Origin of the sequence: Mucilaginibacter myungsuensis (genome assembly GCF_015222005.1) — a bacterium.
In the GTDB taxonomy this organism is placed as follows: domain Bacteria; phylum Bacteroidota; class Bacteroidia; order Sphingobacteriales; family Sphingobacteriaceae; genus Mucilaginibacter; species Mucilaginibacter myungsuensis.
Genome location: NZ_JADFFL010000005.1, coordinates 75,432 through 89,012 on the forward strand (window position 1 = coordinate 75,432; position 13,581 = coordinate 89,012).

General features: G+C 45.7%; 16 protein-coding genes. 15 read left to right on the forward strand and 1 reads right to left on the reverse strand.

Translation table 11 applies throughout. From position 1 onward, the window contains the following. Positions 1–7: 7 nt before the first annotated feature. The 13 genes from IRJ16_RS13830 (at position 8) to IRJ16_RS13890 (ending at position 12,656) form a co-directional block, all read left to right on the forward strand. Positions 8–808: an ATP/GTP-binding protein gene (locus IRJ16_RS13830; protein ID WP_194112199.1), complete on the forward strand. Its 801-nt coding sequence runs from the start codon at positions 8–10 to the stop codon at positions 806–808. 4 nt (positions 809–812) lie between these two features. Further along, the gene (locus tag IRJ16_RS13835; RefSeq protein ID WP_194112200.1) at positions 813–1,958 is read left to right on the forward strand and encodes a PQQ-dependent sugar dehydrogenase; all 1,146 of its coding nucleotides are present in this window, start codon (positions 813–815) and stop codon (positions 1,956–1,958) included. Positions 1,959–2,040: 82 nt separating this feature from the next. Continuing rightward, positions 2,041–2,625: a flavodoxin family protein gene (locus IRJ16_RS13840; RefSeq protein WP_228080145.1), complete on the forward strand. Its 585-nt coding sequence runs from the start codon at positions 2,041–2,043 to the stop codon at positions 2,623–2,625. A 21-nt stretch (positions 2,626–2,646) separates the two neighbouring features. Further along, complete coding sequence (locus tag IRJ16_RS13845) at positions 2,647–3,897, forward strand: PQQ-dependent sugar dehydrogenase (RefSeq protein WP_194112202.1); 1,251 nt, start codon at positions 2,647–2,649, stop codon at positions 3,895–3,897. A 3-nt stretch (positions 3,898–3,900) separates the two neighbouring features. After that, a complete protein-coding gene (locus tag IRJ16_RS13850; RefSeq protein ID WP_194112203.1) occupies positions 3,901–4,302 on the forward strand; it encodes a c-type cytochrome in 402 nt (133 codons plus the stop codon). A 113-nt stretch (positions 4,303–4,415) separates the two neighbouring features. Further along, entirely contained in the window at positions 4,416–4,850 is a 435-nt protein-coding gene (locus tag IRJ16_RS13855) for a cupin domain-containing protein (RefSeq protein ID WP_194112204.1), read from the forward strand. 109 nt (positions 4,851–4,959) lie between these two features. Next, positions 4,960–5,415 (forward strand): (2Fe-2S)-binding protein, encoded by a 456-nt coding sequence (locus IRJ16_RS13860; RefSeq protein ID WP_194112205.1) that lies wholly within the window; start codon positions 4,960–4,962, stop codon positions 5,413–5,415. Between the two features lie 18 nt (positions 5,416–5,433). Continuing rightward, complete coding sequence (locus tag IRJ16_RS13865; protein WP_194112206.1) at positions 5,434–7,635, forward strand: xanthine dehydrogenase family protein molybdopterin-binding subunit; 2,202 nt, start codon at positions 5,434–5,436, stop codon at positions 7,633–7,635. A 656-nt stretch (positions 7,636–8,291) separates the two neighbouring features. Further along, positions 8,292–10,535, forward strand: a complete 2,244-nt coding sequence (locus IRJ16_RS13870) for a heavy metal translocating P-type ATPase (RefSeq protein ID WP_194112207.1) — start codon at positions 8,292–8,294, stop codon at positions 10,533–10,535. A 3-nt stretch (positions 10,536–10,538) separates the two neighbouring features. Continuing rightward, complete coding sequence (locus IRJ16_RS13875) at positions 10,539–10,754, forward strand: heavy-metal-associated domain-containing protein (protein ID WP_194112208.1); 216 nt, start codon at positions 10,539–10,541, stop codon at positions 10,752–10,754. A 109-nt stretch (positions 10,755–10,863) separates the two neighbouring features. After that, a complete protein-coding gene (locus IRJ16_RS13880; protein WP_194112209.1) occupies positions 10,864–11,313 on the forward strand; it encodes a hypothetical protein in 450 nt (149 codons plus the stop codon). 72 nt (positions 11,314–11,385) lie between these two features. After that, complete coding sequence (locus tag IRJ16_RS13885; protein ID WP_194112210.1) at positions 11,386–11,949, forward strand: helix-turn-helix domain-containing protein; 564 nt, start codon at positions 11,386–11,388, stop codon at positions 11,947–11,949. Between the two features lie 26 nt (positions 11,950–11,975). After that, positions 11,976–12,656, forward strand: a complete 681-nt coding sequence (locus tag IRJ16_RS13890) for a DUF305 domain-containing protein (protein ID WP_194112211.1) — start codon at positions 11,976–11,978, stop codon at positions 12,654–12,656. Positions 12,657–12,713: 57 nt separating this feature from the next. On the opposite strand, the gene IRJ16_RS22910 is transcribed toward IRJ16_RS13890, so the two are convergent. Continuing rightward, positions 12,714–12,854, reverse strand: a complete 141-nt coding sequence (locus IRJ16_RS22910; RefSeq protein ID WP_228080214.1) for a hypothetical protein — start codon at positions 12,852–12,854, stop codon at positions 12,714–12,716. Here IRJ16_RS22910 and IRJ16_RS13895 point away from each other — a divergent pair. Beyond that, positions 12,853–13,029, forward strand: a complete 177-nt coding sequence (locus IRJ16_RS13895) for a four-helix bundle copper-binding protein (protein WP_353959041.1) — start codon at positions 12,853–12,855, stop codon at positions 13,027–13,029. The genes IRJ16_RS22910 and IRJ16_RS13895 overlap by 2 nt on opposite strands. A gap of 36 nt (positions 13,030–13,065) precedes the next feature. Then, a complete protein-coding gene (locus IRJ16_RS13900) occupies positions 13,066–13,545 on the forward strand; it encodes a DUF3347 domain-containing protein (RefSeq protein ID WP_228080147.1) in 480 nt (159 codons plus the stop codon). The last annotated feature ends 36 nt before the right edge of the window (positions 13,546–13,581 follow it).

The window sequence follows — 13,581 nt, forward strand, 5'->3', positions numbered from 1 at the left end:
AAAGATAATGAAAAAAATCCTGTTATCCGGCATTGCGGTGCTTACCTGTACAACGCTCATGGCTCAGCATAGCCTTGAGAAATTGTGGCAATCAGATTCACTGACCCTAAGGTCGCCTGAATCAGTGCTTTATGATGCTAGATCCAATTCCTTATACGTATCCAGTATGGGTTCGGGCACCATTGTGCACATGGGGATCGACGGAAAGACAATTAAAGCCGATTGGGTGACTGGCTTGCGGGGCAATATGGGATCGGCCATTTACAACGGTCTGTTATATACCAAAGAAGGTGCCGGTGTAGCAGTAATAGATGTAGAGAAGGCGACAGTGGTCAAACGGATACCGATCGAGGGAGCCGGAATGTTGAACGATCTTGCAGTGGATGCTAAATGGATCATATACGTTAGTGATACACGTGGCGGTAAGGTTTACAGGATCGAAGACAAAGCCACAATTTATGTAGAGAATTTACCGGGCGCTAACGGGCTATTAACCGCAGGTGCCGATCTCTACATCATCACCTCCAATAGCCTGGTTAAGGCTAATGCAAACAAAGAGATCACCAAAATAGCCGACGGATTTGATAACGGTATGGATGGCGTTGTGATGATCGGAGATAATGAATTTATCGTCAGTAACTACCAGGGGATCTTGTACTATGTAAACCCAAATTCCACTAAGCAAATATTATTAGATACCCGTGCATCCCGTATAGGCGCTAACGATATCAGCTATGATAGCAAGTCGAAAACCTTGTTCGTTCCCTCATTTTTCACCAATCGTATCATCGCATATAAAGTAAAATAAAACCATGAAAAAACTGTTGACCACCTCTGTCGCCCTGCTTATCACCGGCGCGCTATTTTTAGGAAATAAAGAAAAAGATCATTTCACCGCAGCCATAACAAAAGCAAGCGCAGCATTGCCTTTAGACCAGATAAAAATGCCCGCTGGTTTCTCTATCAGTGTATATGCCGAGGTGCAAGGTGCCCGTTCCATGGTCATGTCGCCAACAGGAACGCTATTTGTGGGAACACAGCGACCAGGCAGCGTGTTTGCCGTGAAAGACACGGACGGAGATAATATAGCTGATAAAAAATGGACGATAACCACGGGGATGAACAACCCTAATGGCGTTGCCATTAAAAATGGCGCGTTATATGTAGCCGAGATCAGTAAAGTAACCAAGTTTGCAGATATAGACAAGAATCTGGAAAGTCCGGGTAAGGGCGAAGTTATTAACGACAAATTCCCGACAGAATGGGCGCATGGCTGGAAGTACATCGCATTCGGGCCTGACGGGAAACTATATGTGCCGGTAGGCTCTCCTACTAACATTGGCATACCTGACGACCGTCACGCGGCTATCTTTCGCATGAATGACGACGGCACCGGGCTTGAAAAGTTTGCCAGCGGAATCCGTAATTCGGTTGGCTTTACCTGGCATCCCACTACTAAAGAGATGTGGTTCACGGATAATGGCCGCGATCAGTTAGGTGATGATGTTCCTTTTTGCGAGCTAAACACCGCACCAAAAGCTGGCATGAATTTCGGCTTCCCATATTTCCACAGCGGTACCATTAAAGATCCGCAGTTTGGGGGTACGCACGAAGCATCTGAATTTACCGCGCCTGCTCAAAACCTTGGAGCGCACGTTGCCCCACTTGGACTAAAGTTTTATACGGGCAAAATGTTTCCTGCACAGTACAAAGATCAGTTGTTTATAGCTGAACACGGTTCGTGGAATCGTAGTAAGAAAAATGGTTACCGGGTTAGCTTGGTGAAAATAAAGGATGGCAAAGCTGCCGGTTACGAAACTTTTGCAAGTGGCTGGCTGGATGAGGCGGCACAAAGGGCATGGGGCCGACCAGTAGACGTGCTTTTATTGGCGGATGGATCAATGCTGGTTTCAGACGATGTTGCCGGAGTGATCTATAGAATTACTTATAAAAAATAGTTGATCAATACCCCTATTGAAATACGATTTAAGTTAAAAATAAGAGCCTAATAAAATTCAAATGACAATGACCCGCTTTTTGATGATCGCATTGCTGTTAAGCTTGATGACAAGTTGTTCTAAAGCGCAGCAACCATCTACATTAGCGGGTAAAAAAATCTTGATCGTGTATTTGACCCGGACGAAAAATACTTTTGCTGTTGCTCAAATGATTCAAAAAAATGTAGGCGGAACGCTGTTAGGCTTGGAATTAGTGAAGCCCTATCCCGAAAATTACCGGCAACACGTGGCACAAATGGTGCAGGAAAACAGGGACAATTATTTACCTCCGCTAAAAACGCGGGTTGATATGGAGAAATACGACATCGTTTTTGTGGGTTTCCCTACCTGGGATATGAAAATCCCGCCACCCATGAAAAGCTTTTTAAAGCAGTACGATCTGAAGGGTAAAACAATAGCGCCATTCAATACCAATGCCGGTTATGGCGTGGGCAGCGGCTTTGAAACGGTAAAAGAATTTTGTCCAGATAGTAAAGTGCTGGAAGGATATTCTACCACAGGCGGTATTGAACGTGACGGAGTGTTATTCGTAATGAAGGGGGAAAAGGAAACGCGGACAAGTGCTGAGGTTAGAGAGTGGCTACAAAAGATAAAGGTGATCCATTAACGGACTATAAAAACAAAATCGATGAAAAACTACCTTGTCATTTTAAGTACCGGTTTATTGCTGATGATCGGATCGTGCAAGAAAAAAGGGAATTCGGTGGAAACACCCGACCCGCCTACCACGATTCCTCCAACAACAACGCCAACTACCACGCCCGTCGAAACAAACCCTCCTAATTCCAGATATTCAGCGGCGTTTACAGGGCAAACACGCATTAGCGCCGTTAAAACCACAACCAGCTTTACCGCTCAGGTGTTGACCTCATCATTAACGGCACCCTGGGGAATTGCAAGCTTACCCGACGGTCGTTTTTTAGTAACAGAAAAAGGCGGGAATATGCGTATTGTTACTGCAAGCGGACAAGTCAGTGCCCCCTTGAGCGGAGTACCCGCAGTAAATGGCGGCGGGCAGGGTGGATTATTAGGTTTATGCCTTGATCCGGCATTTGCAAGCAATAGGATGGTTTACTGGTCCTTTTCAGAAAGGTTAAGTGATGGAAATGTTACTGCTATAGCAAAAGGCAGACTTTCCTCTGCTGGGACTGCGATGGAGAATGTAACGGTTATCTACCGAGCTACACCTGCTTATAACGGAGTTAACCATTATGGAGGTCGTGTCACTTTCGATCGTGATGGAAACCTGTTAGCTAGCATTGGGGAAAGGGCTGACAACGCGACAAGACAAATGGCCCAATATTTTACGGCCACTTTGGGTAAAGTAATACGCATCAATACTAACGGACAATCGGCAGCCGGTAATCCCTTTTTACAAACTGGTCCGCGTACAGAGATTTATACGATAGGGCACAGAAATCCTCAAGGACTTGCCGTTCATCCGGTGACCGGTGACATTTGGCAAAGCGAGCATGGGCCGAGAGGCGGCGACGAGATCAATCACCTTAAAGCCGGAGGGAATTATGGCTGGCCGATCATTACTTATGGCCTTGAATATTCGGGCCAACCAGTAGGCGAAGCGCAGCAGCAACGCGAAGGTATGGAACAACCCGTTTATTATTGGGATCCTGTAGTATCACCCAGCGGGATGACATTTTATAAGGGCAATCGTATTCCGGAATGGGAAAATAATCTTTTTATTGGTGCATTAAGCGGACAACATATCGTCAGACTGGTGATTTCTGATGATCGGGTTACGGGCGAGGAACGACTGTTATCCAGCGAAGGACAGCGCTTTAGAGATATTACGCAAGGAACGGATAACGCTTTATATGTCATCACTGACGGCGGGAGATTATACCGCATTGACCGAAATTAAGTTATGAAGATTAAACTCTTTTTAGCCGTTATAATTTTTTCACCCCTGCTTAGTAAAGCACAGCAAAAGCCAAATGGCAAAGCGATATACACGCAGCGCTGTATGACCTGTCATCAGGTTGATGGGACTGGTGCCCAAAATATGATTCCGCCGCTCATCAAGACCGAATATGTGCTTGGCGATAAAACGACGTTGATCAAAATACTACTGAATGGCCTGAGCGGTGAAATAAAGGTGAATGGCGATGTATATGCTGGTGAAATGCCATCGCAAGCATTTTTAAAGGATAGTGAAATAGCAGCGGTACTCAGTTACGTCCGTAATAGTTTTGGTAATAAAGCGGGTTTGGTGACTAATGCAGAGGTAAGGAAGAGCCGGGCCGCGAACAAAAAAGTAATTGATTAAAAAATTGAACTGTCCTTACCGGAAAGGCGGTTCCCCGTAAAAGAGACGTTGGTTTGCAGAAATGCGACCAGCGGATCTGGTCGGGCAATGACCCAAGTTAAATTAAAAACGATATGAAAAATTGCGCAGTTAATGTTTTGATGATAGTATTCATCTTATTGTTTGCAAGTGTTGCGAATGGTCAATCATCCAATGGCGGTTTTTTTACCGGAGGCACGGCAACGGTAGAAAGATTGTCTACACCTGTTGAGTTAAACTGCGGGGCGGCTAAAGTAACCTTCCAGCCAAAGGCGCGCACTATTTGGCATTCCCACGCAGGCGGTCAGTTTATAGTAGTTACTTTAGGCACGGCCTGGTACCAGGAAAAGGGCAAGCCTAAACAAGTCATTAAACAGGGCGAGGCAGTTGTATGTCCGCCAAATGTGCTGCACTGGCATGGCGCATCGCCTGATGGGCCGATGTCGCACACCGTAGCTACGCCAAACTTAGACAAGGGCGGGGCAACTATGGGCGCAGCGGTTACCGATGAGGAATACAACGGAAAATGAAGAACTAAAATATTACAAATCAGTGGCTTTGCTAAGTATAATATGTATATTAGCTAACCAAGAAAACCTGTTCAATAACTACCAAGCAATAAACCAGAGATTTCACATCATGGCAGCCATCAACTTAACCGTTAACGGTAAAAAGCAAACCCTGAATATAGACCCAAATACGCCCATGTTATGGGTATTGCGGGACCATTTAAACCTCGTAGGAGCCAAATACGGCTGTGGAATAGCAGCTTGCGGCGCGTGCACGGTACACTTAAACGGAACGGCGGTTCGGTCGTGCCAGTTGCCGGTTTCGGCGGCAGCGGGTAGTAAAATAACGACCATCGAAGGATTATCGGAAAAGGGAGACCACCCGGTGCAGAAAGCCTGGATAGAGCACGATGTGAGCCAATGCGGTTATTGCCAGGCAGGCCAGATCATGAGTGCGGCCGCCCTTTTAAAAACAACCCCAAAACCTACTGATGAGCAGATTGACAATGCTATGAATGGAAATATTTGCCGTTGCGGGACTTATTTACGCATTCATGCAGCTATAAAAACAGCATCGAAGTCCTAAACCTTTAACGATAGCAACATGAAAACTGAAAAAAACACCATAGACAGGCGTTCGTTTTTAAAAAGCACAGCGCTGGCAGGCGGTGGCCTAATGATTGGGTTTAGCTGGTTAACATCGGCCAAAGCGGCAAGCGCAAATGCTGTTGTGGCACCTGTTGAACTCTCCGGGTATATAAAAATAGGCGCAGACGGTGTAATCACACTAATGGCACCTAACCCTGAGTTCGGGCAAAACGTAAAAACTTCACTACCAATGCTCATTGCTGAGGAATTGGATATTGACTGGAAAAAGATAGTGGTTGAACAGGCCCCCCACGACCGTAAATACGGCGGACAGTTCACCGGAGGCAGTAACGGCGTCCGGTCTGCCTGGCGCTCGCTGCGTACAGCAGGCGCTACCGCACGGCAAATGCTTATTGAAGCGGCCGCACAAATTTGGGGTGTCCCGGCTACCGAGATCACTACCGGGGCCGGCGTTGTTTATCATAAGATAAGTGGAAAGTCAGCGCCTTATGGCGACCTTGCCGCGAAGGCTGCTACACTACCCACACCTACAGGCTTGACCTTAAAGGGTGTAAAGGATTTTAAAGTTATAGGTACTTCGACAAAGAATGTGGACGGCGTAAAAATTGCGACCGGTAAACCGCTATTTACAATTGATATTAAACACGAAGGGATGCTGATCGCTATGATCACCCACGCGCCAGGTTTTGGGCTTAAGCTAAAGTCGCTGGACGATATGGCAGCCAGGAAAATGCCCGGTATTAAAGATATATTTACCATTGATACCTACGCCGAGGGCACAAGGGTGGGAGGGTTTAATGCAACTACTTTCAATAATTTAGTGGTAGTTGTAGGCAACAGCACCTGGGAGGTTATGAACGCTAAAAAGGCCCTAAAAACCGAGTGGGAACCAATGCCGGGAGCGGTATTGGAAAGCACTGTTACGCAACGCCAAAAAATGGAAGAGATGTCTAAGCAACAGGTAAATGCCGCCCGTAAGGACGGCGACCCTGAGGCAGCTTTTAAAAGCGCGGCTAAAGTGATAGAGCGTACCTACACGGCACCATTCCTGGCGCACAACCCGATGGAACCGATCAATTTTTTTGCTAACGTGACTGCTGATAAAGCCGAACTGGCCGGGCCTCTACAAGCACCGGGTATGATCGAGTCGGCCATTTCCGCACGGATAGGCATCCCGGCAGATAAGATCGATATTCAGTTAACTCGTATGGGCGGCGGATTTGGTAGAAGAGCCTATTCGCACTACGCTGTTGAGGCAGCTGTTATATCGCAAAAAATGAAAGCTCCTATAAAACTGGTTTACACCCGTGAAGACGATATGACCGGAGGTGTTTACCGTCCGCATTATACTGCAACTTATCGCGCGGCACTGGATGCTAATAACAACCTGATAGGTTTCCACGTTCGTGGTGGCGGTGTGCCTGAAAGCGCTGTGGCTGCTAACCGCTTTCCAGCGGGCGCTGTGGATAATTATTTGGCCGAGAGCTGGACGATTCGCTCTAATGTTACAGTAGGCGCATTCCGTGCGCCGGGTTCAAATTTTATAGGCGGTGCCGAACAGTCTTTTTTAGATGAAGTAGCTGAAGCAGCCGGTAAGGACCCGATAGAGTTTCGTTTAGAATTACTGGAACGCGCCAGGACGAAACCTGTAGGGCAACGAAACGACTATGATGCGGAACGTTACGCGGGAGTTTTAAAACTGGTGAAAGAAAAATCTAACTGGGGCCAGTCTAAACCGGGCATAAGCCGTGGTGTGGCAGCTTATTTTTGCCATAACTCCTACGTGGCCCAGGTGGTTGATCTGGTGATGGTGAAAAACGAGCCTGTGATACAGAAGGTTTATAACGCTGTAGATTGCGGTGTCGTAGTAAATCCAATAGCTGCGGCCAACCTTTGCGAAGGCGGTTGTGTGGATGCTATTGGTAACGCTTTATTCGGCGAAATGACGATCAAAGATGGTCGGCCGGAGAAAAGTAATTTTGATAAGTATAGAATGATACGCCACAAAGAGGCACCGAAGGCCATCGAGGTACATTTTGTAAAAAGCGAGAAAGATCCAACCGGGCTGGGCGAACCGCTGTTTCCGCCAATGTTCGGCGCATTGGCTAATGCATTATATAAAGGAACTAAAAAAAGATTTTATCAGCAACCCTTTAACATTAAAGAGCGATTAGCCGAGGGAAAACCGGCTGTGTAGAATATTAATGCGCAGTGTTGTTTAAAATTGCAATTGAAAGGTTAATTATTGGAAAGTCGTGTTTCAAAGCAAGATAACCTACTTGACCACTTTGATTATAAAACAATATAGCCGTTAAAAAGCCCTCTCTCTCGTAACCGCCTCTTGATGAGATAGAGGGAAGTAGGATCGAACTGCCGACCTACGGTTACGAATTCTATTTTAGCTAAATCTGGCTATAAAAGCACAGTATTTCCTACGATTGTGTTTTCATACCTATTTCGTACCAAAATTTTTATAAAACAAAAAGGCAGTTACAATTTACTTGTAACTGCCTGAAAATCAGCTGATTTTCTGTGCGCCCACCTGGGCTCGAACCTATTTCTAAAATGTGCTTATTATCAGCTATTTACAAAGAAAGTCAATCTTCAGGTGCTTAGTTAGGTGCCCACTTTATTGACTATTCAAATTTACAAAAAGGGAGATGTAATCAGCGCTCTTTTTCATTTAAGTTGAAAATTTTATACGGATTGTGTGATTCAACGATGAGTAACCTAGCATCAACACAGCCCGATTGATGATGGTGTTAAATCGAAATATTATAACTTTTCCACAAAATCCTGTAAAAATGATCACTCCACACTACACGATATTTGTAACGTAAAATAAGAAGTTTTATGAAGACGTCAGCGAATATAGAGACTCTTTCTTTTCCCGTTCTGGGCATGACTTGCGCAGCCTGCGCAGGAAGTGTCGAAAGTATGATCGGTGCTCAGCCAGGCGTAGACAAAGCCGAAGTTAATTATGCTACGCAATCTGTTAAAGTCGTCTACCACCCTGATCAGGTACAGCCGCCTACATTACAACAAGCGGTTCAGTCCATTGGTTACGACCTAATACTTGATACAACGACAGGTAAAGAAAAACAGGAGGAAGTGCAACGCACTAATTATACGGCTTTGAAAAAGCGTATGATTGCAGCCGCAATTTTAACGATACCGGTTGTAATTATCGGCATGTTCTTTATGAACATTCCTTTCGCGAATTACTATATGCTGTGTTTAAGCACCCCGGTTGTCTTTTGGTTCGGTAAAAACTTTTTCATAAATGCGTTCAAACAGGCTCGTCATGGCCGTGCGAACATGGATACACTGGTTGCCTTAAGCACAGGCATTGCTTTTTTATTTAGCCTATTCAATACCTTCTATCCTGAGTTTTGGCATCGCAGAGGCCTACACCCACATGTTTACTTCGAAGCCGCCGCAGTAGTGATCGTCTTTATCATGCTCGGTAAACTTTTGGAAGAGCGTGCCAAATCGAACACCTCTTCGGCCATCAAAAAGTTAGTTGGCTTACAGCCCAAGAGCGTAATGATGATAACTGACAGCGGTGAAAAAGAAATTCCCGTATCCGATGTACAAATCGGTGACCGGCTGCTTGTACGCTCCGGTGAAAAGATACCTGTAGACGGTGAAATCTATGATGGCAGTTCTTTTGTCGATGAAAGCATGATCACCGGCGAGCCTGTCGCCGCTTCTAAAAGTAAAGGAGATAAAGTATTCGCAGGAACGATCAATCAAAAAGGCAGTTTCAGATTTACCGCTGAGAAAGTAGGTGGAGAAACAATGCTCGGCCAAATCATTAAAATGGTACAGGATGCCCAAGGCTCTAAGGCGCCCGTTCAGAAACTGGTCGACAAAATAGCCGGGATATTTGTGCCGGTGGTGATAGGCATTGCATTATTTACGTTGGCCACCTGGGTTATGGTTGGTTCGGAGAACGCCTTTACCCAGGGCCTGCTGGCCATGGTAACGGTGCTGGTTATCGCCTGCCCATGCGCGCTTGGCTTAGCAACGCCTACCGCAATCATGGTCGGAATCGGCAAAGGGGCAGAAAGCGGTATACTGATCAAAGATGCAGAAGCCCTGGAATTGGGGTACAAAGTGAATGCTGTGGTGTTGGATAAGACAGGTACGCTAACCCAAGGCAAACCCGAAGTAACTGATTTGATCTGGCAAGAAGGGCTAAAAATCGATAAGAAAACCTTATCAGGCATCTTGCTTGCTTTGGAACAGCAATCGGAACACCCCCTTGCAGCCGCTATTACTGCCCACTTGAAAGCTAATGACGTTCAGCCGATTCGCGTTGAACAATTTGAAAGCCTGACCGGCAAAGGTGTTTACGGCAGGTCTAATGGACAAACCTATTGGGCGGGCAGCTATAAAATTTTGAAGGAGGAACAGATCAGCATTAGCAAAGAACTGCAAATCAAAGTAGCGGCCTTACAGGAACAGGCCAAAACGGTAATTTATTTCGCTGAACAATCCGGAGTGCTGGCCATTGCCGCTATTGCCGACCAGATCAAAGAAAGTTCGGCTAAGGCAGTACAGGAGTTGAAAAGCCGTGGAATTGCGGTTTATATGCTGACCGGAGATACAGCCCAAACAGCCGCTGCGGTTGCCGCACAGGCCGGAATTACAGATTATCAGGCAGATGTATTACCTGCTGATAAAGCCGAGTTCGTTAAACTGTTACAATCCCAGGGAAAGGTTGTAGCCATGGTGGGCGACGGCATAAATGACAGTCACGCACTGGCGCAGGCAGATGTTTCTATTGCTATGGGAAAAGGCTCTGACATAGCTATCGACGTAGCCAAGATTACATTGGTATCGTCAGATCTGATGCAGATACCCAAAGCTTTGCGCTTATCAAAACTGACCGTTCGAACCATTCGTCAAAACCTATTTTGGGCATTTATCTATAATCTGATCGGTATTCCGATTGCGGCAGGGATATTATACCCGTTCAACGGTTTTTTATTGAACCCGATGATCGCCGGTGCCGCGATGGCCTTAAGCTCTGTTTCGGTTGTCAGCAACAGCCTTCGTTTAAAATTTTCTCAACTAACACTTAATAATTAAAAAATGGAAACCTTGAAATTTAAAACCAATATCAAATGCGGCGGCTGCATAGCTGCGGTCACCCCATCACTCAACGGCCTGGCTGGTATCGAAAAATGGGAGGTTGATACCGCAAACCCGGAAAAAATTCTTACCGTTCAGGCGCAAAGCGAAGTAACTCCTGAACAGATCGTAGGCACTTTGAAGGAAAAAGGATATATAGCAGAAAAGATATCGTAAATTAGCCTTGCCGGAACCGGCAAGGTATACCCTTATTGCTTTATGGAGCAGTAAGGGATTAAGCCTTAAAGGAATCGAACAATAAGCCAATTTCAGTGTTTAAAAACAAATGAGAAAGATAGGTGCAATAAGCATGGCTGCATTTTACCTGTTGTTAACAACAGGTGCTTTTGCGTGCCTTCTACATTGTACGGAAATGTATCTTTTTCAACCGAAGGTTGCCATGGAATCTCACCATGATGAGGCCAGGGAAAAGCACAACGATAATAGTGAACATTCCAAAGGTGGCAAAGAAGCCAAAGACGATGATTGCGGCCCCGGTAAGGACTGCAATTGTTGTGCAAAAGACCACGGGCTATACCTGGTCAAAGAAAACCTGAAGGATAACTTCCGGCTTCAGCTTACAACGCTTACTTTGAGTGTCGTACCAACGCCTTATGTTTCTTTGCCCGAAAGGCTACTTAGTGCACGAGAACTCCATAGCTGGCCCCATACGACTGGACCTCCACAGCTTAACCGTCCGCCATTATATTTATTTAACCGAACTCTTCTTATTTGATTCAAGCTTTGCCGCTCTTCTTTTTTGCGGCCAGACATTCCCATGGTCTATTTATAAGCTTGAATTGAAAAAATGATATTACATATTAAAAATATGGTATGCGACCGTTGCATTATGGTCGTAAGCCAACTCCTGGAAAACCAGCGCCTGTCGGTTTCTGCTATCGACCTGGGCACGGCAGAGGTTCAGCCCGAACCGACGGATGAACAATTGCAACAGTTATCAGCTGCACTGAAAACCCTCGGGTTTGAACTGATCGACAAAGAGAAGAACAAACTTACGGAGCGTATCAAAAATGTGGTGGTAGAGCTGGTTCATCATAGTGACCTCAGTGAATTGCACCAAAACCTTATGACGGTGATTGCTGAACGGCTCCATAAGGATTATGCTTATCTCAGCCGCCTTTTTTCTGAGGTGGAGGATATCACCATTGAGAAATTCGTCATCCAGCAAAAGATCGAAAAGGTTAAAGAGCTCTTACAATACGGGGAGTTAAACCTAAATGAGATCGCCTGGAAGATGGGCTATAGCAGCAGCGCTCATTTATCCAATCAATTCAAAGCACTTACCGGCATTTCACCACGGGAGTTTAAAGCACTTGATGCCAACGGTAGGAAACCTCTTGACAAGATTTAATTCTCATTACTTAATAAATGTACATTATGAAAAACAGGTTCATTCTGTCATTAGTTGCCGTAGCGGCAATTTTTGCAAGCTGTCAAAACCAGCAAAAAAATAATCAGACGGGCGATTCAACCATGAACGCTGACACTCCGGCACACACAATGACCCCTGCCGCGGGTGAGGCAGATTCGGCGATGAAGACTTCGATGAGTAAGATGATGGAAAATATGCATCAGTTAAAGAAATCGGGTAACGCAGATCATGATCTTGCAGTCGCCATGCGGGAACATCATAAGGGGGCAGTTGATATGGCATCTGTCGAACTGGAAAAGGGATCAGATAGCGAACTCAAGAAGATGGCGCAAAAGATCAAGGATATGCAGGGAAAAGAAGTTGACGACCTGGATAAACTGATCAGTAAATACAAGGATGCACAAAAGAACTATGACCCGGAAAATACGGATCAGGGCCTGGGTAAAGCAATGTCCGATAACATGATGAGCATGATGCAGATGCCGCAAGAAAAAGCGGCAGGTGTAGACCATGAATTTGCCATGATGATGGCCAAGCACCATGCAGACGGCATTAAAATGGGTCAAGCGATCTTACAATACGCAAAAGATCCGATGTTTAAGTCCATGACCGAAAAAATGATTGCCGACCAGCAAAATGAAATAACTGAGTTTCAAAAATGGATGGCTGCAAACAGTAACCAATAATCAGTTTACCCTTTAATTAAGTCGAATTATGTCACACGCAAAATTTCAGGACTGTATTCAGGCATGTGTAGCCTGTGCGGTCGCTTGTAGCCATTGCGCTACCGAGTGTTTAAAAGAAGAAGACGTAAAGATGCTTGCCAAATGCATCCAGCTTGACCTGGAATGCGCGGCGATCTGCCGTTCAGCAGCAGAGCTCATGAGTCTGGGTAGCGGTCTTAGCCAGGAACTTTGCCGCCTCTGCACCCGTATTTGTAACGAGTGCGCACAGGAGTGCGAGAAACACGCAGCAATGGGTATGGAACATTGCAAGGAATGCGCGGAAATGTGCCGTAAGTGCGCGGCCGCCTGCGAGCAGATGGCAACAGCCGCATAAAAAGAAATAACAATTAACAGTAAAAATCCAATAAAAATGAAAAAGCTAATTTTAATCCTTACGCTGATCAGCAGCGCCATAACTCAAAACAGTTTCGCACAGCAAGACCATGCGGCACATCAAGCGCAGTCCACATCGCTGTTGCCGTTATATTACAGCGTGAAAGACGCCTTGGTAAGCGGCGATGCAGCCTTGGCAGCTTCTAAGTCCGGCGAACTGGCAAAAGCGATCAAAGATACAGATGTCAAGGTAATCACCAATCGTGATGCCTTACTGGAGCATGCAGGGAAAATTGCAGAAAGCAAAGACCTAAAAAGCCAAAGGATGCATTTTGCAGGGTTGTCAACCGATATGATCACACTGGCTAAAACTGCCAAGCTCTCTGCGGAGCCGATCTATCAACAATATTGCCCGATGAAAAAAAGCAATTGGTTGAGCAGTGAGAAAGCTATTAAGAATCCTTACTACGGCAGTTCCATGCTTACCTGCGGACAGGTGGTTGAAACTATTAAATAACGAACAAGTATCTAATGGCCTAAGCCTCTGGCTTAG

Excerpts from the sequence above, each read along its gene's own strand:
- IRJ16_RS13830 (WP_194112199.1), top strand. The coding sequence starts at position 8 with ATGAAAAAAATCCTGTTATCCGGCATTGCGGTGCTTACCTGTACAACG.
- IRJ16_RS13835 (WP_194112200.1), top strand. The coding sequence starts at position 813 with ATGAAAAAACTGTTGACCACCTCTGTCGCCCTGCTTATCACCGGCGCG.
- IRJ16_RS13840 (WP_228080145.1), top strand. The coding sequence starts at position 2,041 with ATGATCGCATTGCTGTTAAGCTTGATGACAAGTTGTTCTAAAGCGCAG.
- IRJ16_RS13845 (WP_194112202.1), top strand. The coding sequence starts at position 2,647 with ATGAAAAACTACCTTGTCATTTTAAGTACCGGTTTATTGCTGATGATC.
- IRJ16_RS13850 (WP_194112203.1), top strand. The coding sequence starts at position 3,901 with ATGAAGATTAAACTCTTTTTAGCCGTTATAATTTTTTCACCCCTGCTT.
- IRJ16_RS13855 (WP_194112204.1), top strand. The coding sequence starts at position 4,416 with ATGAAAAATTGCGCAGTTAATGTTTTGATGATAGTATTCATCTTATTG.
- IRJ16_RS13860 (WP_194112205.1), top strand. The coding sequence starts at position 4,960 with ATGGCAGCCATCAACTTAACCGTTAACGGTAAAAAGCAAACCCTGAAT.
- IRJ16_RS13865 (WP_194112206.1), top strand. The coding sequence starts at position 5,434 with ATGAAAACTGAAAAAAACACCATAGACAGGCGTTCGTTTTTAAAAAGC.
- IRJ16_RS13870 (WP_194112207.1), top strand. The coding sequence starts at position 8,292 with ATGAAGACGTCAGCGAATATAGAGACTCTTTCTTTTCCCGTTCTGGGC.
- IRJ16_RS13875 (WP_194112208.1), top strand. The coding sequence starts at position 10,539 with ATGGAAACCTTGAAATTTAAAACCAATATCAAATGCGGCGGCTGCATA.
- IRJ16_RS13880 (WP_194112209.1), top strand. The coding sequence starts at position 10,864 with ATGAGAAAGATAGGTGCAATAAGCATGGCTGCATTTTACCTGTTGTTA.
- IRJ16_RS13885 (WP_194112210.1), top strand. The coding sequence starts at position 11,386 with ATGATATTACATATTAAAAATATGGTATGCGACCGTTGCATTATGGTC.
- IRJ16_RS13890 (WP_194112211.1), top strand. The coding sequence starts at position 11,976 with ATGAAAAACAGGTTCATTCTGTCATTAGTTGCCGTAGCGGCAATTTTT.
- IRJ16_RS13895 (WP_353959041.1), top strand. The coding sequence starts at position 12,853 with ATGAGTCTGGGTAGCGGTCTTAGCCAGGAACTTTGCCGCCTCTGCACC.
- IRJ16_RS22910 (WP_228080214.1), bottom strand. The coding sequence starts at position 12,854 with ATGAGCTCTGCTGCTGAACGGCAGATCGCCGCGCATTCCAGGTCAAGC.
- IRJ16_RS13900 (WP_228080147.1), top strand. The coding sequence starts at position 13,066 with ATGAAAAAGCTAATTTTAATCCTTACGCTGATCAGCAGCGCCATAACT.